We start from the raw sequence: 18873 nt of genomic DNA, 5'->3' as shown, positions 1-18873 counted from the left end.
GCGCGACGAGGAATTCACATTTCAAGGCAGTACTTTAATCACCCATATTGATACTCGTCAATATAACGGAGTAGGAAGCAGCCTCCTTATGAAGCAGCCTCCTTATACTGTGTGCATGGACTCCTCCCCTAGCAATGCTGATAACACCCCCGACGGGCAGTGCTGCTCACTGAGCAGTGGCCCGCTCAGCCAGAGCGATTCTTTGTACTTTTCCCAGCAATTTAAAGTCCTTGCTGACCCAGCCCGCCTGCGCCTATTATCCATTTTGTGCGATGAGGGCTGCGGCCCGATGAGTGTGACGGAGTTGACCGCGCTTTCCGGCCTTAGCCAGCCGACGGTATCCCATCACCTCGGCAAGTTGAGGGAATCCGGCCTTTTAATCAAGCAGCAATCGGGCCGGACCGTTACCCATCGAGTACAAAGGGAAGCCTTCAGCACGCTGCGCCAATTACTCTCCTTCGATTAGGAGAGCTCCAGTCCTAGTCTGCGAAGTGAATGACCTCACGGGCGACGTCTTCCGCAACGATGGGAATGCCATACTGCTTCGCTTTCTTGGCTTTGCCCGATTGCGAGTCCGGGTCACCGGCGATGAGCACCTTGGTCTTTTTGGCTAGGCCGCCAATCTCCACGCCGTGCGCGGCAAAATACTCTTCCCATTCCGCAGTCGAGTAGGCCTTAGCTCCGGTAATGGTTACTCGCTCGCCAGCGCTCACCACAATGCCGCCCATGCTGGCGAGTCCGCCAATACTGCCGGCCTTTTCAGAACCTTGCGGCGCCTCTTCACTAGGGGCACCATGCCGACCTTCTGCCTGTGGAGCGGTGTCGGGGTCTACGGCAGCCTCGATATCAGAAGCCGGGATCCCCAAGGCGCGGCCGACAGAAGCCAGGATGTCGCGTTCCTCAGCCGTGACAACACCATCAGCCCAGGCTTCTTCAATCAGCAGCGTGATATAGGCTTCATGCAGCTCGCGCAGACCATGTTCATCGAGCCCATGTGCTTGAGCAAAGGCCAGCAATTGGGTTTGCTCGGTGGCAGAGAGGCGGCGGTCGAGCAAGGCGGCATCGAGAAGCTTGAAATAGTCTTCCGCAGCCGTATTCGATGGCGTCTCACGTTGTGCGACGAGCCCGGCGAACCAGCCGCCGTACTGTGCCGCTTGCTTGGCGGATTCCGCAGCTGCGCGGCTGAGAAGTGCCGGCTCCACCCAACCCGGGTGGGGTGCCAGGCTGCGATACAGCTGTTGCTCAGCCAAGCGCTCACTCATATAGTTCTCTTGGGCTGCCGGGGTATTGGCCAGGAAATGCTGGAATAGTTGCGCCGTGGCCATCGCATCCGCCAATGCGGAGTGTGCCAACTCATTATGAATTCCCAGATGGGCGCAGCAATCCCCCAGCTTCACCTTGGGAAGACCAAGATACCTGCGTGCCAATACGGCCGTATCGATCGCCGGCAACGCCTCTTCAGAACAGGCGCGACAAGCCAGCAGCTCGGACTGAATAAAGGTCCGATCGAATCCCGCATTGTGAGCAACGAATATGCGGTCTTCGAGAGAATTAGCCAGCTTGTCCGCTACTTGCGCAAAGGTGGGCGCGCCTAGAACATCAGAGGCGGAAATGCCATGAATTTCCGTGGCCGCGATATGGCGTTGCGGGTTAATGAGCGTTTCCCAGGAATCCTGCACTGCTCCTTCCGGCGATAGCTCCACGACGCCAATTTCAACGATGCGGTGCCCGTGCTTATAGGAAAATCCGGTGGTCTCAATGTCTACGACCGCGTAGCCGCGCATATGCGCCTCCCTAGGTCTTGTTGAAAATAGTTCTTAGCCGCACCAGTGTAGGCGTGTTGTGCTCCTGCTCGCTGCCCATATAACGAGGGACCAGGTGACGCTATGAATAAAGCCCGAGCCGGTGGCTCGGGCTTAAGTGCGTACGAAACGCTATAAAGGCTTTAAAGGTTCGGGAACCAGATAGCGATTTCGCGCTCTGCGGACTCTGGGGAGTCAGAGCCGTGCACGATGTTCTCGCCAACGGTCAGAGCGAAGTCGCCGCGGATGGTGCCCGGGGTGGCCTTGGAAACTGGGTCGGTGCCACCGGCCAGCTGACGCCATGCCTCGATGGCACGCTCGCCCTCGACAACACCAGCGATAAGCGGTGCGGAGGTGATGAACTCGACGAGGTCACCGAAGAATGGCTTATCCTTGTGCTCCTCGTAGTGCTTCTCCGCGGTCTCGCGGTCAGCAACGCGCAGATCGAGTTCGGCCAGCTTCAGGCCCTTGCGCTCGATTCGGGAGATGATTTCGCCTACGTGGCCGTTCTTTACGCCGTCCGGCTTGATGAGAATCAGTGTACGTTCAGTCATGCCCCACACTGTACCGAAACCACCCGACTGCGTCGCGCGCTGGGGTATTCCTTTGGGGGTAAAAGTGTGGGGTCCAGGGCTATGCGAGTTGTTTAACTATCTCTTCGGCGCGCCCCTGCGAAGTCCCCCTGAACCACAGGCGTACCTGGCCTACTGCGGCGCCAAACTGTCCATTAGCCAACAGGCGTTGCAGCTCCGCTCGCTGTTCCTTATCCAAATCCTCGAAGGTGGCTTCTTTGGCCGGTTCGAAGTTGCTCCGCAGGGCCAAAACCAGAAAAACGCCGCCAATAATGAGGGCGACTAGCGGTAGCCACGGCGTTCCCGTAGCGGCACGGGCTACCACCGCGGCAACACAAGCGAGTGCGGCAAGGACGAGATAGAGAGTGCGCATGGCCGCCAGTCTATCGCGTCTTGGCCACTCGCCGAAGGCCGTCAAGGCTACCGTGCTATTTCTCGTTGAGGTGCTGCGTGGTGAGGTAGCCACGCTTCATGCGGGCGATGAGGTTACTGCGCAGGTAAACGGCCAGGAGCCACTCCAAGCCGAAGATGATGAAGATGGCGGCTACGGCCCAGTGGACCATAAAGCCCAAGATGACGCACAGCAGTTGCACCCACACGATGACGGTTAGCGCCCACTTCTTATTCATGAACGCGATCATCACTAGGTGAAAGACAATGGCGGCAAGGACAAAGCAATAGTTAAAAGGCGTCCACAGGGTGCCGTCATACAGCTTGTACAGCATCGGCAGTGCGAAGGATAGGGCGAGCGCCTCCATGGTCAGGGAGCTGGCAATGACCATCCCGTTGAAGCTTTTAAGTGGGTCCTTGACTGGGGCTTGGCCCATGCCTAGGGGTCCGATCTCGCTTTCAGGGATATGTTCCTCGCGGCCGCGGGCACGGCTGCTGCGGGGCGGGCGGGGTTGGCGCTCTCCGCCTGGGTGGTGATTGTCGCGGCTCATGCAGGTTCCTTTCCAAACATCGCGCGGGCGTCACCGGCAGTGACGACCGAGCCGGTGATGATAATGCCGGAGCCGGATTGCACCTCCGCGTCTTCAGCAAGTTCAACGGCTTGGGCATAAGCGCCGGGAAGATCCTCGGCAACGTGGACGCGTTCCTCGCCGTAAATATCGCGAGCAGTCTCGGCCAATTCATAAGCGTCGAGAGCCCGCGGCGAGGAGTTTTGGGTAATGACTACCTCGGTCAGATACGGCTCCAACGCGGTGAGAATGCCAGTTGCGTCCTTATCCGCAAAGATGGACAACACACCGATGAGGCGGGCGAAGTCGAAATCGCGGTCCAACGCTGCGCCTAAAGCCTTGGCACCGTGGGGGTTATGCGCGGCATCAATAAACGTCGTGGGGGAGGTACGTACGCGCTCGAGGCGGCCGGGCGAAATCGCCTGGGCGAAGCCATTGCGCACGGTAGCAACGTCCAATGGGTGGCCGGCCGAAGCCCCAAAGAAGGCCTCCACCGCTGCAAGGGCCACGGCAGCATTCTTGGCTTGGTGCTCGCCATGGAGGGGAAGGAAAATGTCCTCATACAGGCCGCCGAGGCCTTGGATATTCACCTGCTGGCCGCCAACGGCAATGCGGGATTCGAGGGCCGCAAATTCGGAACCGGAGCGGGCCACGCCCGCCTCGACATCGACGGCCTGCTGCAAGATGACGCGCATGGCTTCTGGGTCCTGCTCCGCGATAACCACAATATTTTCATTCGGGGTCAACGGATCATCGGCATCCTCGCGCGGCTTAATAATGCCAGCTTTTTCACCTGCGATTTCGGTGATCGTATCGCCCAAATAATCCGTATGGTCCATGCCCACTGGGGTGATGACGGAGACGTCTGCAGTGACCACATTGGTGGCGTCCCAACGTCCGCCGAGTCCGACTTCGACGACAGCGACATCTACGGGGGCGTCGGCAAACGCAGCATAGGACAGGCCGACAAGGACCTCGAACTTAGACATAGGCACGTCCGATTGGGCATCGACCATTTCCACAAACGGCTTGATCTCGTGCCAAATACGCACATAATCGCGCGGGTGAATGGGCTGGCCATCGATGCCGATGCGCTCAGTAACGCGCTGCAGGTGTGGGCTAGTTACCAAGCCCACTCGGCGGTGGAAGGCACGCAGGAGCGAATCAACCATGCGTGCGGTAGAGGACTTACCATTGGTGCCAGCGATGTGGATGACATCAAAAGAACGCTCCGGGTGACCGAGCAGATCCATAAGCAGCTCGATGCGATCGAGGGAAGGCTCAATCTTGGTTTCGGGCCACCGCTCATTGAGTTCTTCTTCAACCTCCGCGAGGGCGCGTAGCTCCGCGGCGGAAACCTCCTGTGGGGCGGCCTCGTTGTACTCATCCTCGCCGCCCATGCCCAGATTGAGCGTCAGGCCGGACTCGGTGATTTCCACCGGACCGCCGTCGGTTCCTTCTTTGAGGGCATCGACGATCTCAAAATCCTCTGTGCCCTTGTCCTTTTCCGCCACTACTTCAGGCCTTCCAAACGGCTGGTAATGCGTTCAACCTCTTCGCGAGCGATCTGCTGGCGCTGCTTAATTTTATTAACCACTTCTTCCGGCGCCTTGGACAGGAAGTTCTCATTGCCAAGCTTCTTGCCGGTTTGCTCCAGTTCCTTATTGGCTTTGGCCAAGTCCTTCTCTAGGCGCTTGCGCTCAGCCTCCACGTCTACAGCGCCGTGGGTATCTAGGGTGACCTCCACGGTGGCCTGGGAAAGGCGTACCTCAATGGAGGCGGAAGGATCGAAGTCTTCGGCCGGAGCGGTGGTATTAGCCAGGTTGCGCACCAGCTCTTCCTGGTTCGACAAGTCAGCAGCGGCAAAGTCGAGGCGGCCCGGGACCTTCTGAGAAGGCTTGACACCCTGGTCAGAGCGGAAGCGGCGCAGCTCGGTAATGAGCTTATCCGCGTCTGCAATGCGACGGGCGGCCACCTCATCCTTGGTAGCGCCACCATTGGTATCGGCAACGGTGGGCCACGGTGCCACGACGATAGACTCGCCGCCGGTCAAAGCCTTCCAAAGCACCTCGGTCACGAAAGGCATGGTTGGGTGCAGCAGGCGCAGGACAACGTCTAGGACGCGTCCCAGGACAATCTGGGTATTGCGGCCCTGTTCACTGACACCATCCCGCGGGATCTGGGTCTTTGCAATCTCCAGGTACCAGTCACACAGCTCGTCCCAGGTGAAGTGGTAGAGCAGCTCGTTTGCCTTAGCGAACTGGTAATCATCCAGGTATGCATCCACCTTGGCGCGGACCTCTTCGGCGCGGTCGAGGATCCACCGGTCGGCGTCGCTAAGCTCGTCGCGGTTGGGCAACGTTGCTACGCCGGCGCCATTCATGAGGGCAAACTTGGTGGCGTTGAAAAGCTTGGTGGCGAAGTTACGGGCGGCCGCTGCAGCATCAGAGCCCAAAGGCAGGTCCACACCCGGGTTGGCACCGCGAGCAAGGGTAAAGCGCAGGGCGTCTGCGCCGTAGTCACGCACCCAATCCATCGGGTCAATGCCGTTGCCCAAAGACTTAGACATCTTGCGGCCCTGCTCATCGCGAACCAAGCCGTGCAGGTAAAGATCCTTAAATGGAACCTGCGGTCGACCATCGGTGCCCTCCCCCAAAAGCTCTGGGGTATGAGCGCCAGCGAAAGTACCGAACATCATCATGCGGGCTACCCAGAAGAACAAAATGTCATAGGCGGTGACCAGCACGTTGGTAGGATAGAACTTCTCCAGATCCGGGGTCTTTTCCGGCCAGCCGAGGGTGGAAAATGGCCACAGCGCGGAGGAGAACCACGTATCCAGCACATCAGGATCCTGCTCGTAGCCTGCTGGGGGCTCTTCATCGGGGCCGACGCAGACGATGTCTCGCTGGCCATCTTCGCCTTCCGGCCCGTACCAAATAGGAATGCGGTGACCCCACCACAGCTGCCGAGAGATGCACCAATCGTGCATATCATCGACCCACTCAAAGTAGCGCGGCTCCAGCGACTGCGGATGTAAGGTGGTATCTCCCTCGCGCACAGCAGCACCAGAGTCCTTGGCCATCTTTGATACGTCTACGAACCACTGCAGGGACAGGCGCGGCTCGATGGGTTCCCCAGAGCGCTCGGAGTGTCCCACGGAGTGAACATAAGGACGGATTTCCTTGACAATACGGCCCTGCTCACGCAGCGCCTCGCGGATTTCCACACGGGCTTCTTCGCGGGTCAGGCCGTCGAAGCGGGTGCCGGTATTGGCAATGTGGCCAGTGGTATCCATGACGGTAGGCATGTCCAAGTTGTGGCGGGTGCCCATCGCGTAGTCATTCGGATCGTGTGCCGGGGTGATTTTCACCGCGCCGGTACCAAACTCCATATCGACGTAATCGTCAGCGATGATCTTGAGCTTGAGGTCATCGCGGAATGGGTGCGGCAGCTCCTTGCCCACAAGATCAGCATAGCGCTCATCGTCTGGGTGAACGGCAATGGCAACGTCACCCAGCATGGTCTCTACACGGGTGGTGGCCACGATGAGGTGCGGTTCATCATCATTAAGCGAGCCATAGCGAATGGAAACCAGCTCGCCCTCGACGTCCTTGTAGACAACCTCGATATCAGAGACGGCGGTCTCCAGCACCGGCGACCAGTTGACCAGACGGTTAGCCTGGTAAATCATGCCCTCATCATAAAGGTTCTTAAAAATGGTCTGCACAGCGCGCGAGAGGCCATCGTCCAAGGTGAAACGCTCGCGAGACCAATCTACGGAGTCACCGATGGCACGCATCTGGTTCTGGATGGTGCCACCGTACTGTTCTTTCCACTCCCAGACCTTGTCAATGAACTCTTCGCGCTCGTAGTCCCAGCGCTTTTTGCCCTCGGTTTCCTTGAGTTTGGCTTCGACCTTGGTCTGGGTAGCAATGCCAGCGTGGTCGGCTCCTGGCAACCACAGCGTGGCGTAGCCTTGCATACGCTTGCGGCGGATAATGGAATCAATCAGCGTGTGGTCCAAAGCGTGGCCCATATGCAGCTGACCGGTCACATTCGGCGGCGGCAGCACGATGGAATAAGGCTCGGCCTCCGAATGTGCATCCGGGGTGAAGTAGCCCTTTTCTACCCAGCCCTCATAGAGGTCCTTTTCTACGGCCTGCGGCTCCCAAGACTTAGGCAGCGCATCAGCGCGGTTGGTACCAACTAATTGCTCATTATTTTGCTCAGTCACCTGGCCGATTCTACCTTGCACGTCAACCGGCTCATCTAGGCAGGGTGCGCACCGAGCATGTGGTGCGCACCGAGTGGGTTTTAGAGCAGGTCTGCTACGGCTTCGCGCTCCTCACGCAGCTCGGCCACAGACGCTGCAATGCGCTCCTTTTGGAACTCGCTGAGCTCCAGGCCCTGCACGATTTCCCACTTTCCATCACGGCAGATGGTGGGGAATCCACAGATAAGGCCCTTGTCGACGCCGTAGGAACCGTCCGAGGGCACCGCCGCGGTGCGCCAATCCTCAGTGCCATGAATCCAGTCATGCATGTGGTCCACAGCTGCCGACGCCGCCGATGCGGCCGAGGAGCTGCCACGCACCTCAATAATCTCGGCACCGCGCTTCGCTACCTTGGGGATCATCTCTTCGCGGTACCAATCCTGGTCCACCTCGGCATTGGAAAAGGTGATGTCCGGGAACTGGCTTGCAGAGTGATTGCCCCAGACTGCCACCTTGGTGAAATCATTGGTGGACTTGCTGCTTTTCAGCGCTAGCTGGCTCAAGGTGCGGTTGTGGTCCAAGCGCATCAGAGCATTGAACTGAGAATCGTCCACATCCGGGGCATTTTTCGCAGCGATGAGAGCATTGGTATTTGCTGGGTTGCCCACCACAAGCACGCGGACATCGCGCGCGGCATAGTCATTGATGGCCTTGCCTTGCTTGGTGAAGATGGCACCATTGGCTTCCAGCAGATCCGCACGCTCCATACCCTTGCTGCGCGGGCGCGCGCCTACGAGGAAGGCAGCAGAGGTGTTTTCAAAGGCCTCCTTTAGGTCATCAGTTACCGTAATCGAGTTGACCAACGGCAGGGCGGAGTCATTGAGCTCCATGGCCACGCCCTGGGCCTTGCCCACCGCGGCGGGGATTTCCAGCAGCGCCAGATCTACCGGGGTGTCCTTGCCATAAACATCGCCGGCAGCGATGCGCCACAGCAGCGAATAAGCGATATTGCCAGCGGCACCGGTGACAGTGATTTTGACGGGCTGAGTCATGGTTAAAAGCCTCCTCAATGGCTGCGTCAAGGGCGGCACACGCGAGCCAGGCTGCTCGCACCGCCACGGAATGTACCCATCCCCGAGCTTAGCCCCACCGCCGCCTCTCGCGCTGTGAATCTGGTCCCCTCTTTTGGAGGGGATATTCGCTGAGGTTGCGCTAAATTACCCCCATTTACCTCCAAATTAACGCCCCCAATGGGTAAGAAGCTCCCGCAACGGGTGTCTAATCGGGCATGATGGGAAAAAGGAAAAGCGGGGCTCTCCCCACGCCACGCACACAGATTGCATGGGGCCTATCTACTCCCGCACTATTAGATATCAGTTGACCGCGCCACCGCTGCGCCGCAAGGATTAAGGACTTACGCCATGAGCACTGAGAATACTGATGCACTGCAGGATGCAGGCCAGGCGGATTCTCCTCACGCTGCCCACGCGGAATCCGTCAGCATTGACTCCGTGGTGGACGTAGCGATCAAGCACTTTTCCCGCAGTGGTTTCGCAGAAACCAAGCTGGAGACCATCGCCCAAGAATCGGGCATGTCCAAGCGCATGATTCACTACCACTTTGGCGATAAAAAGGGCTTGTACCTACGTGCACTCAGCACGGCCGCGCAGCGCCTTAATCCGCCGCAGGACGCTCTGGAAATCGATACCGCGGTTCCGGTCGAGGGCGTGCGCAAGTTGGTGGATTGGCTCTTCCGCGAACGCGTGGCCAACCCGGATGCTATTCGCATGCTGGTATGGGAGAGCAATCAGCAGATTGTGGATCCAGCTCAGCAAGCTATTGCCGACGTCGCCGGAGTCGCCCTCCACCTCGACCGCCTGCTGCTCTTGGGCCAAGACGCCGGTGCTTTCCGCCCAGGTATTTCCGCCAATGACATTTTCACCCTGATTTCCTCGTTGACCGTCTACCGCGTAACCAACCAGGTGATGGTGGAAAACATGCTGGGCGTGAACTTCAATACCCAAGAAAATATCGATGGTATGCATAGGCTTACCGTCGATGCTGTGCTGGCGTTTTTGACCGCCAATATTCCGGACTCGGGCCACGAGTCCTACCTCACCTCATCCTCGTTCGATACGAAAGAGGGAGACGAGGCCTCACCACAGGATATTTACAGCGAGGAGTAGTCGCGCCGGCAGGCGCTTAGGCAGATTCCTTCGCCTCGTCCTTATAGCTAAACTGCGGCTCCGCGCCCTCTGTCACGCACTCTGGGGTGATATGTACCGCGGCGATATCCTCGCGGTCCGGCAGATCATACATAACTGGCACCAGCAGCTCTTCCATGATGGCGCGCAGGCCACGTGCACCTGTCTTACGCTCCAAGGCAAGCTCTGCGATGGCATCCAACGCCGCCGGCTCGAATTCCAATTCGCAGTCATCCATCTCAAATAGGCGACTGTACTGCTTGACCAAGGAGTTCTTTGGCTCGGTAAGCACTTTGACCAAGGATTCACGGTCCAAGTTATCCACCGTGGCCACGACGGGCAGGCGCCCGATGAATTCTGGAATCAGGCCAAACTTCACAAGGTCCTCAGGGCGTACCTGGGAAAAGAGGTCGACCTTTTCGCGCTCATCCTTGGTATCCAAGTTGGCGCCAAAGCCCACGCCCTTTTTGCCCACTCGATCCGCAATAACCTGGTCGAGCCCAGCGAATGCGCCGGCAACGATGAACAAGATATTCGAGGTGTCTAGCTGGATGAACTCCTGATTCGGGTGCTTGCGCCCACCCTGCGGTGGAATGGCCGCCACGGTACCTTCCAGGATCTTCAGCAAGGCCTGCTGAACACCCTCACCGGAGACATCGCGGGTGATGGACGGATTCTCGGACTTGCGGGAAATCTTGTCCACTTCGTCGACATAAATGATGCCGCGCTGGGCACGCTCCACATCAAAGTCTGCGGCTTGCAGCAGCTTTAACAGGATATTTTCCACGTCTTCACCCACGTAGCCGGCCTCGGTGAGGCTAGTGGCATCGGCGATGGCAAAGGGGACGTCGAGAAGCCGGGCCAAGGTCTGTGCCAAGTAGGTCTTTCCGGAACCAGTAGGTCCCAACATCAAGATATTGGACTTAGAGATCTCCACCTCATCGCCCTCGGCCTTTTTGCGCCGTGCTTCCAACGCGGCAGACTCTTCCGCCTTGATGCGCTTGTAGTGGTTGTAGACCGCCACAGATAGCACGCGCTTGGCTTTGTCTTGGCCAATGACGTATTTATCCAGGAAGGCAGAAATCTGCGAGGGCCGAGGCAGGCGCACCTCCGCGTCGGAGGATTCCTGCGCCTGTTCTTGGCCCAGTTCCTCTTCGATGATTTCATTGCATAGCTCGATGCACTCGTCACAGATGTAGACACCGCCGCCGGCGATGAGTTTTTTCACCTGTTTCTGACTCTTGCCACAAAAGGAGCACTTGAGCAGGTCAGCGCTTTCTTGCATACGTGCCATTAAGTTCTTTCACACTCGCTTTTCGTACCGCTATCCACAAATGGAAGGATGATTCTACCCTTCCGAGCGGCTTAATCTTCATCTATTTCTACCTTAGTAAATCAACCCGACAGGCCCTTCATTCATTCCCTTCCGCGTGGCGAATTTCCCCGACTTTCCTTGCTCCTGCGACCTAAGCTAAAAGGTGAAACGACCTTCATTCCGCCCCGTTAGGAACAGGAGAATTATGTTCGATCTCACAGACCACGTAGCCATTGTCACCGGCGGTGCTTCCGGCATTGGCCGCGGCATTGCCGCTTCACTTAGCGAGGCCGGCGCCTCTGTCATCATTGCCGATGTCAATCTAGAGCACGCCACCGCTACCGCAAAAGAGCTAGGTGCCAGTGCGATTCATGTGGATGTCACCGACCGTACTTCTGTACAGGAAATGTACCGCCACGTTGTTGCCACGCATGGCGGGTTCGACATCGTCTGTTCCAATGCCGGCGTCTTTCCCAATTGCCCATTAGCAGAAATGACCGATGAGCAGTGGGAGGCCATGTTTGCCATCAATACCCACGGCACCTTTAAGGTGGTCCAGGAAGCACTCCCCTACCTCCAGGAACGCCGCTATGGACGCATCGTAATTACCACGTCCATCACCGGCTCGCACACGGGCTTTCCTGGCTGGGCCCACTACGGCGCCTCCAAATCCGCCCAACAAGGATTTATGCGCTCAGCTGCGCTCGAAGTCGCTCGCGATGGCATCACCATCAACAGTGTTCTTCCCGGCAATATCCTCACTGAGGGCCTCAAGGCCCAAGGCCAAGAGTATCTCGATCAGATGACGCGATCGGTGCCACTGCATCGTCTCGGCACTCCACGCGATATCGGCAATGCGGCGGCTTTCCTTTCCTCAGAAGAGGCAGGCTTTATTACCGGCCAGACCCTAATTATTGATGGCGGCCAACTCCTGCCCGAAACCCCGGAGGCCATCTTGCCGCCGCGCGATTAGCCGCGCTTACCGAAATCCACCGAGTCCGGCAAAGCACGAGGCCCCTTGCTGCACAGTATGCGGCAAGGGGCCTCGTGGGGATTTCATTCAGTAGCTGCTTACTGCAGCCAGTCGAAGTCGAGCAGGAAGAGTTCTGCGTCGAGCATCTCAACTTCATCCGGTGCATGACCGGTGACGGCTTCTAGCGCTTCTGCTACGTCTTTAGCCGTAGCAGGAGTCTTATCAGCGTCAAGCAGGGTTTCTGCCACCAAAGCACGGACCGGAGCTTCCGAAATGGTGTCCAGGCCGGTACCAGTGGTGGAGCCCTTGAACGCATCAGCGATGCCGTCCATCAAAGAACGCATCTTGTTCATTTCTCACACCTCCATGTGGCTTTCTCTCTGTCTGATACAGAAGAATATACGTGACACAGCCCCGTTAGGCAACCCATAGGTCGATTAAAGTTAACCTTTTGTTAACTTTCGGAGAATGTGCCACGCATCACTTGGAAGGTTGACTTCCCCCTCAGGAAGGGAGAGATAACTTAGAGGTCACCGAACGGCGCGAAGCCGAAGTAATGGTCCAGCGTATCGCGAGCAATCCACATGATGGCCACGAGGATAACTACGGCTAGCACTGCGTAAACGGTCCAACCAAGCACCTTCATCTGAGTGCTTGCCGGAGTATCCCCTACGACAACACCGTTGTCATCACGAATGGGGTCACCGGTCATACAACGCATACCCAGGGAGAAAAGGAGCGGAATGCCAGCGCCAAATACCAATGCCAGGCCGGCAACATGGAGAAGAGACTGGAAGATTTCTGTAGCAGTCATGGTTTAGCGCTCCTCTTGAGCAGTAGACGGCGCGGAGGTGTCCTCCGCCTGGGTTGCAGCAACTGGGGCCGCGCCGGCAGCAACCGGCTCCTGACGGTTGGACTCAGCTCCCATGGAGGAATCCACGGACTCGGAGTTTGGATCCCAATCGTTGTTCACGTTGGAGGCATCCACTGGGTTCATGCGGGAGCGGATGACGATAAGTCCGGCCATGGCCAGCAGCAAGACAAAGTCAACGATGGCGCCAGTTGCCACGTTAGTAAAGGAGGAGACACCGTGTGCCAACCACCACGTAGCAAAGCCAACAAACGCAGCGCAGGGCAGGGTGATAAGCCACGCGGAAACCATACGCATCGCAACACCCCAGCGAACCTCGGCACCGCGACGGCCCAGGCCGGTGCCCAAGATGGAACCGGTGGACACGTGAGTGGTGGATAGCGCCATACCACCGGTAGCGGAGGTCAAAATAATTGCCGCGGAGGTAGCTTCAGCGGCCATACCTTGCGGGGACTCAATCTCCACCAGCCCCTTGCCCAGGGTGCGGATAACGCGCCAGCCACCGGACATGGTGCCGGCTGCGATTGCTGCGGCACAACAGACGATGACCCAGGTGGGGATGCGGGAGTCAGCAACCGCATGCCCGGAGGCAACCAGCGCTAAGAAGATAACGCCCATGGTCTTCTGCGCATCGCCAGCACCGTGCGCCAGCGACACCAAGCAAGCGGTGACAATCTGGCCATGGCGGAAGTGCTCGTTCTTAGCCTTATTCGGAATAGTGTTGGTAACCCAGTAGATAAGGAAGGTGGCACACGCGGAAACTAGGGCCGCAATAATCGGAGAGGCAACGGCCGGGATAACGATCTTGCCAGCGATAGAAGACCACTCAACGCCAGACGTACCCATGGCGGCGAAGGCGGCACCAATAAGGCCACCAAACAGCGCGTGGGAAGAACTCGATGGCATGCCCAGCAACCAAGTAAAAAGGTTCCAAATAATGCCGCCGATAAGGCCAGTAAAGACCACCATCAGCAGCGCCTGGCCGTCAGTGTCTGCTGCGGCGCCGGACAAATCATATGAATCGAGGTTAACAATGCCTTTCGCTACGGTCGCAGCAACATTGACCGAAAGGAAGGCACCAACCAGGTTAAGGACTGCGGAGATTGCCACCGCAGTAAATGGCTTCAAAGCACCGGTGGCAATGGACGTAGCCATCGCGTTGGCAGTGTCATGAAATCCGTTCGTAAAGTCAAAGGCAAGGGCGGTAACCACCACAATGCCGAGGATGATCAGAGTCGCTGTCACAGCGTTGGCCCCTTGGAAAGAAAAAGATGAACACGGTACGTATCTACGGCGCCTTCACGCGTCGCGGACGAAATGCAGAATACTCCAGCCCCGAACCATAGACAATTGCTTTTCTTTAACGTTTTCTTTGGTTAACCTTTAGTTAACCTACCGCAGCATAGAACCGTGCCTTTTGGGGTTTCCACCGGCTTAGAAATGCCCTGCTTAGAATACTTATATTCTTTTACCCCCACCGCTTAGCTTGAGTGATAAAAACCACTAAGGGAGGTATGTCGCATTTGAATCGACACACCTCCCATTTCGGGCTCTTTTAACACCCTTTAGCGGAAGCTAGAAAACTTCCTTACTACCCAGCGGCTAAGGACAAGCAATATACCGCCCAACACGATAGATACAACGCCAAGGGAGATAAAGAAGGTATTCTCCGCGCCTGCATCATCTGGGTTGTAGAAGCTAGCCAAAGAGCCAGCCAGGGACGTGCCCATTGCCACGGCCATCATCCATACCGCCATCATGCGGGATGGGAATGCCTCTGGCGCCACCTTGGTAGCTAGAGAATTGCCCACCGGCGAAAGGAGGAGTTCCGCCATGGTGAAAAGGAAGAGAATGAAAATGATGACATACATCGGGGTGGAGTTCGCTTCCGCCCCCGAGAAAGGAAGGAAGAAAAACAAGGAGATGCCGATGACGATATTGGCAGCGCCAAACTTTACTGGGGTGGACCACTGCCTATCCCCTAGCTTTGTCCACATCGTTGCAAAGACCGCGGAGAAAATAACAATGAAGACTGGATTAATGGACTGGACGAGCGATGGAGGAATTTCCCAACCAAATACGTGGCGGTCCAAGCGCACATCCGAGTAAATCGTCATAACGGTGAACTGCTGCTGGAAGATACCAAAGAACAAAACACCGGAAATGAACATCGGAATAAAGCCCAGCAGGCGGTTCTTTTCTTCGCGGGTTACCAACTTCGAGGTATACATCTGAACCCACAGATAAACTGCAGCCAGAAGTGCCACCGCGGTAACAATATTGGAAAGCCAATCAACCTGAATAGCGCCGGTTGCCAGTGCCACAACCATAACCACAATGATGGCCGCTACTGCCAACACACCCATAAGCAATTGCTTGAAGCTCGCTGGGTTTGGAACCTCATGCCCCGCGTCTTTGATAGTGGTCTTGCGCATGAGCGAATATTGAATCAGGCCGAGCGCCATGCCGATTGCTGCGATACCAAAGCCCCAGTGGAAACCCTGCCAGCCCCACAGGGCAGTGGTGAGCAGTGGACCAACGAGAGCGCCGATATTAACGCCCATATAAAAGATGGAGAAGCCACCATCGCGGCGCGGATCATCGCGACTGTACATGGCACCAAGCACGACCTGCGCGGTGGTCTTAACACCGCCGGAGCCGATGGCGATAAGAACGAGGCCAATGGCCAAACCAGTTATTGCGGGAATAAACGCCAAAGCAATGTGGCCAAGCATCACCATGCTGGCCGAGTAAAACAGTGTGCGTTCTGCACCTAAGACACGGTCAGCAACAAGAGAAGCCAACAAGCAGGCCATGTAAACCAAGCCACCGTAGGCTCCCACGATAGACGTTGCGTCCGCCCGGTCTAGGCCGAGGCCACCATCGGTAGTGGCGTAATACATGTACAGCAAGACAAGGGCTTGCATGCCATAGAAGCTAAAGCGCTCCCACATTTCCACGCCAAAAAGGTTGGCCAAACCCCAAGGGTGCCCAAAGAATGTACGCTCGCCGCTCTGCGGCGTGGGCGCAGCGGCCTGAGCCGCCGCGTCGGATGTGTGTCTCTCCATAAAAATATATGACCACTTAGAGGTCTAAATCACAAATAGACCATTATAGGTTTAGTGTCGCACGATAGAAATAAACCTAACGACCTGCAGATATTGCGAGAGAGACTTACCCCATTCGGGTGCAGCAAGAATTACCGGGCATTGCCCCTTCCCTGCCCCACAATGCTGAAAGCCCCTGCCTCACAACCGGAACTCGGTTGAGCGGCAGGGGCTACCTAGAATGAGTTATTCCAAATTAAGCGTTGAGCTTGCGGTAATCAAAGACCGTATCGATGATGCCGTATTCAACGGCTTCCTGAGCGGTCAGAATCTTATCGCGATCCGTATCAATGCGGATCTGCTCAGCGGTACGACCGGTGTGCTCAGACAGGGTGGTTTCCATCAGCTTGCGCATGCGCTCAATCTCGGCGGCCTGGATCTCTAGATCAGAAACCTGACCCTGAGTACCCTGAGTTGCCGGCTGGTGAATGAGCACGCGGGAGTTCGGCAAAGCTGCACGCTTGCCCGGCGCACCGGCGGCAAGCAGCACAGCTGCCGCCGAAGCGGCCTGGCCCAAGCACACGGTCTGCACGTCCGGGCGGACGTAGCGCATGGTGTCATAGATGGCCATCAGCGCGGTAAAGGAGCCGCCCGGGGAGTTGATGTACATCGTGATATCGCGGTCTGGGTCCTGGGACTCCAGGACCAGCAGCTGCGCCATGATGTCGTTAGCGGAGGTGTCATCGACCTGGGTGCCCAGGAAGATGATGCGCTCCTCAAACAGCTTGGAGTACGGGTTGGTTTCCTTAGTGCCTTGTGCGGACTGCTCAATGAAGGACGGCAGAACGTAGCGGGAACTTGGCATCTGGGACTGATTCATAGTGATTTTCTCCTTATTCCCTAGTTGCTCAGCGGGCCGTTAACGGACTCAATGACGTGGTCAACAATGCCGTAGTCCTTGGCCTGTTGGGCGGTCATCCAACGGTCACGGTCGGAGTCCTTGGTGATCTGCTCAAAGGTCTGGCCGGTGTGCTCGGCAATGAGCTCCGCCATCTCCCGCTTGGTCTGAGCAAATTGCTCAGCCTGGATGGCGATGTCCGCAGCGGTACCACCGACACCAGCGGAAGGCTGGTGCATCATAATGCGCGCGTGCGGCAGAGCGTAGCGCTTGCCCTTGGTGCCGCCGGAAAGCAGGAACTGACCCATGGAGGCAGCCAGGCCCATGCCGTACGTGGCAATATCGCACGGCGAGTACTTCATGGTGTCATAAATAGCCATGCCCGCAGTGACAGAGCCACCCGGGGAGTTGATGTAGAGCGAAATGTCGCGAGTGGGGTCCTCGGCGGACAGCAGGAGGATCTGGGCGCACAGCTTGTTCGCAATCTCATCATCGACCTGGGTTCCCAGGAAGATAATGCGCTCGCGCAACAGGCGCTCGTACACGCTATCGCTCAGATTCATACCCGTAGACGACGAGTTCATTGAAATCTTCTCAGACATTAGTGGTTCTCCTTCAAGTGAAGAATGCTTTAACTGGCCCCACCTTACCGGCATTCCTCTCAAACTTGGCCTCTGTTCGCTATGAGCGTTGGGCCACAGCGCCAAAGGCGCACACGGAAGCTGGGTTAACATTTACTCATGTCTGTTTCCGAGCTGTCCACCAGTACCCAGAACTATTTGAAAGCTATCTGGGGGCTAAAGGAATGGTCATCCGAGCCCGTTACCGCCACGCTTATAGCGAAACAGCTGGGACTCAAGCTCTCCTCGGTTTCCGATGCAGTGCGCAAAATGGCGAAGCAAGGGCTCGTGTCACACACGCCCTATGGCTCTGTGGAGTTAACCGAACTTGGCAGGCAGTACGCATTGGTCATGGTGCGCCGTCACCGATTGCTTGAGTCTTTTTTGGTTCAAGCATTGGGCTACACCTGGGACGAAGTCCATAATGAAGCCGAAAATCTCGAACACGCGGTGTCTGACATGCTCATAGAACGTGTGGATAAGTTCCTTGATTACCCCACTAGGGATCCGCACGGCGATCCTATCCCTACGGTTGATGGACAGATCACCATCCCCAGTGCGCATCGCCTCACCGACAGCGGTGCACAATCGCAGGTGACCGTGGAACGCATTTCTGATTCCGACCCACAACTGCTGAAGTTCCTTGAAGAGCGCGGCATTGTCACTGGGGCTGTTCTTAGCACGCGCGAGGGAGCGCCCTTTTCAGATTCTCTCGAAATACAGGTGGCCGGCGGCACTCAGTGGGTAGTACTTGGACGCCCAGCTACCGACGCAGTGTTTGTAGCACACCACAACCTTTAGACATTCCCCTTTGCATTAATCCTGCTCTCACCTGCCCTTTTCAAAACTACGTTAGACCGTAGTTGCAACTACGGCATTGCGTAGTTAGTCTTTTCGAATATCACCTACCCCACTTATGGCTAAGGCCAGGATGAGCAGGATTGCCATGTCAGACTCACCAGATTTGGTGTACTTTTCCAGCGTTTCAGAGAACACGAAAAGATTCGTCGAACGCTTAGATAGACCCGCGGTGCGCATTCCACTGCGCCCCAAGAAAACCGGGATGATCCAGGTTTCACACCCGTACGTACTCATCGTTCCCACCTACGGCGGCGGCTCGCTCAAACGCGCAGTCCCCAAACAGGTCATCGACTTCCTCAATGACCCAATCAACCGCTCCTTTATCCGGGGCGTTATTACCTCAGGGAATACCAACTTCGGAAGTGCTTACTGCGTCGCCGGACGCATCATTTCCGCCAAGTGCCACGTACCGGAGCTGTATCACTTCGAGCTTCTCGGCACCCAGAAGGACATCGCCGCCGTAAAGCAGGGCCTTCAGAAGTTTTGGGAGCAGCAAAAGCAGCTAACGATGACACCCCATTAATCCCCCACAAGATGA

19 protein-coding genes are annotated in these 18873 nt (G+C 57.0%); 5 read left to right on the top strand and 14 right to left on the bottom strand.

Annotation, left to right across the window (positions count from 1 at the left end):
* Positions 1 to 115 precede the first annotated feature (115 nt).
* Positions 116 to 466 (top strand): ArsR/SmtB family transcription factor, encoded by a 351-nt coding sequence (locus WMP96_RS05520; protein WP_301715987.1) that lies wholly within the window; start codon positions 116 to 118, stop codon positions 464 to 466.
* Positions 467 to 479: 13 nt separating this feature from the next.
* Here WMP96_RS05520 and WMP96_RS05515 read toward each other — a convergent pair whose 3' ends face one another.
* From WMP96_RS05515 to WMP96_RS05485, 7 genes are all read right to left on the bottom strand, one after another.
* On the bottom strand, positions 480 to 1784 hold the full coding sequence (locus WMP96_RS05515) for an exonuclease domain-containing protein (protein WP_239205003.1): 1305 nt from the start codon (positions 1782 to 1784) through the stop codon (positions 480 to 482).
* Between the two features lie 161 nt (positions 1785 to 1945).
* Positions 1946 to 2356, bottom strand: a complete 411-nt coding sequence (gene ndk, locus WMP96_RS05510; RefSeq protein ID WP_005324068.1) for a nucleoside-diphosphate kinase — start codon at positions 2354 to 2356, stop codon at positions 1946 to 1948.
* Positions 2357 to 2435: 79 nt separating this feature from the next.
* Positions 2436 to 2747 carry a hypothetical protein gene (locus WMP96_RS05505; RefSeq protein WP_023020931.1) on the bottom strand — a complete coding sequence of 104 codons (312 nt, stop codon included), beginning with the start codon at positions 2745 to 2747 and terminating at the stop codon, positions 2436 to 2438.
* Between the two features lie 55 nt (positions 2748 to 2802).
* A complete protein-coding gene (locus tag WMP96_RS05500; protein WP_023020930.1) occupies positions 2803 to 3315 on the bottom strand; it encodes a DUF4233 domain-containing protein in 513 nt (170 codons plus the stop codon).
* Entirely contained in the window at positions 3312 to 4847 is a 1536-nt protein-coding gene (folC, locus tag WMP96_RS05495; RefSeq protein WP_239205001.1) for a bifunctional tetrahydrofolate synthase/dihydrofolate synthase, read from the bottom strand. Before folC ends, WMP96_RS05500 begins: the two co-directional genes overlap by 4 nt.
* On the bottom strand, positions 4847 to 7567 hold the full coding sequence (locus tag WMP96_RS05490) for a valine--tRNA ligase (RefSeq protein ID WP_239204999.1): 2721 nt from the start codon (positions 7565 to 7567) through the stop codon (positions 4847 to 4849). The genes folC and WMP96_RS05490 overlap by 1 nt, the downstream gene beginning before the upstream one ends.
* Before the next feature lie 80 nt (positions 7568 to 7647).
* Positions 7648 to 8598 (bottom strand): malate dehydrogenase, encoded by a 951-nt coding sequence (locus tag WMP96_RS05485; RefSeq protein WP_239207920.1) that lies wholly within the window; start codon positions 8596 to 8598, stop codon positions 7648 to 7650.
* Positions 8599 to 8967: 369 nt separating this feature from the next.
* On the opposite strand from WMP96_RS05485, the gene WMP96_RS05480 reads away from it, so the two are divergent.
* On the top strand, positions 8968 to 9732 hold the full coding sequence (locus tag WMP96_RS05480) for a TetR/AcrR family transcriptional regulator (RefSeq protein ID WP_239204995.1): 765 nt from the start codon (positions 8968 to 8970) through the stop codon (positions 9730 to 9732).
* Between the two features lie 16 nt (positions 9733 to 9748).
* Here WMP96_RS05480 and clpX read toward each other — a convergent pair whose 3' ends face one another.
* Entirely contained in the window at positions 9749 to 11044 is a 1296-nt protein-coding gene (gene clpX / locus WMP96_RS05475; RefSeq protein ID WP_023020925.1) for an ATP-dependent Clp protease ATP-binding subunit ClpX, read from the bottom strand.
* A gap of 226 nt (positions 11045 to 11270) precedes the next feature.
* On the opposite strand from clpX, the gene fabG reads away from it, so the two are divergent.
* A complete protein-coding gene (gene fabG / locus WMP96_RS05470) occupies positions 11271 to 12038 on the top strand; it encodes a 3-oxoacyl-ACP reductase FabG (protein ID WP_301715990.1) in 768 nt (255 codons plus the stop codon).
* A 98-nt stretch (positions 12039 to 12136) separates the two neighbouring features.
* On the opposite strand, the gene WMP96_RS05465 is transcribed toward fabG, so the two are convergent.
* From WMP96_RS05465 to WMP96_RS05440, 6 genes are all read right to left on the bottom strand, one after another.
* Positions 12137 to 12391: a hypothetical protein gene (locus WMP96_RS05465; RefSeq protein WP_301715991.1), complete on the bottom strand. Its 255-nt coding sequence runs from the start codon at positions 12389 to 12391 to the stop codon at positions 12137 to 12139.
* A 170-nt stretch (positions 12392 to 12561) separates the two neighbouring features.
* Positions 12562 to 12852 carry a hypothetical protein gene (locus tag WMP96_RS05460; RefSeq protein WP_239204990.1) on the bottom strand — a complete coding sequence of 97 codons (291 nt, stop codon included), beginning with the start codon at positions 12850 to 12852 and terminating at the stop codon, positions 12562 to 12564.
* 3 nt (positions 12853 to 12855) lie between these two features.
* Entirely contained in the window at positions 12856 to 14154 is a 1299-nt protein-coding gene (locus WMP96_RS05455; protein WP_301715992.1) for an inorganic phosphate transporter, read from the bottom strand.
* Between the two features lie 320 nt (positions 14155 to 14474).
* Complete coding sequence (locus tag WMP96_RS05450) at positions 14475 to 15977, bottom strand: peptide MFS transporter (protein WP_301715993.1); 1503 nt, start codon at positions 15975 to 15977, stop codon at positions 14475 to 14477.
* A gap of 235 nt (positions 15978 to 16212) precedes the next feature.
* A complete protein-coding gene (locus WMP96_RS05445) occupies positions 16213 to 16836 on the bottom strand; it encodes an ATP-dependent Clp protease proteolytic subunit (RefSeq protein WP_005324052.1) in 624 nt (207 codons plus the stop codon).
* A gap of 20 nt (positions 16837 to 16856) precedes the next feature.
* Complete coding sequence (locus WMP96_RS05440; protein WP_005324051.1) at positions 16857 to 17456, bottom strand: ATP-dependent Clp protease proteolytic subunit; 600 nt, start codon at positions 17454 to 17456, stop codon at positions 16857 to 16859.
* A gap of 138 nt (positions 17457 to 17594) precedes the next feature.
* Between WMP96_RS05440 and WMP96_RS05435 the strand changes: the two genes are divergently transcribed.
* Positions 17595 to 18275, top strand: a complete 681-nt coding sequence (locus WMP96_RS05435) for a metal-dependent transcriptional regulator (protein WP_005324050.1) — start codon at positions 17595 to 17597, stop codon at positions 18273 to 18275.
* A 115-nt stretch (positions 18276 to 18390) separates the two neighbouring features.
* Positions 18391 to 18858: a class Ib ribonucleoside-diphosphate reductase assembly flavoprotein NrdI gene (gene nrdI / locus WMP96_RS05430; protein ID WP_005324049.1), complete on the top strand. Its 468-nt coding sequence runs from the start codon at positions 18391 to 18393 to the stop codon at positions 18856 to 18858.
* The last annotated feature ends 15 nt before the right edge of the window (positions 18859 to 18873 follow it).

Source organism: Corynebacterium sp. KPL4035, assembly GCF_037908325.1.
GTDB lineage: Bacteria > Actinomycetota > Actinomycetes > Mycobacteriales > Mycobacteriaceae > Corynebacterium > Corynebacterium kefirresidentii.
The sequence above is the reverse complement of the archived record's forward strand: the minus strand, read 5'-3'. Positions and strand labels throughout refer to the sequence as shown.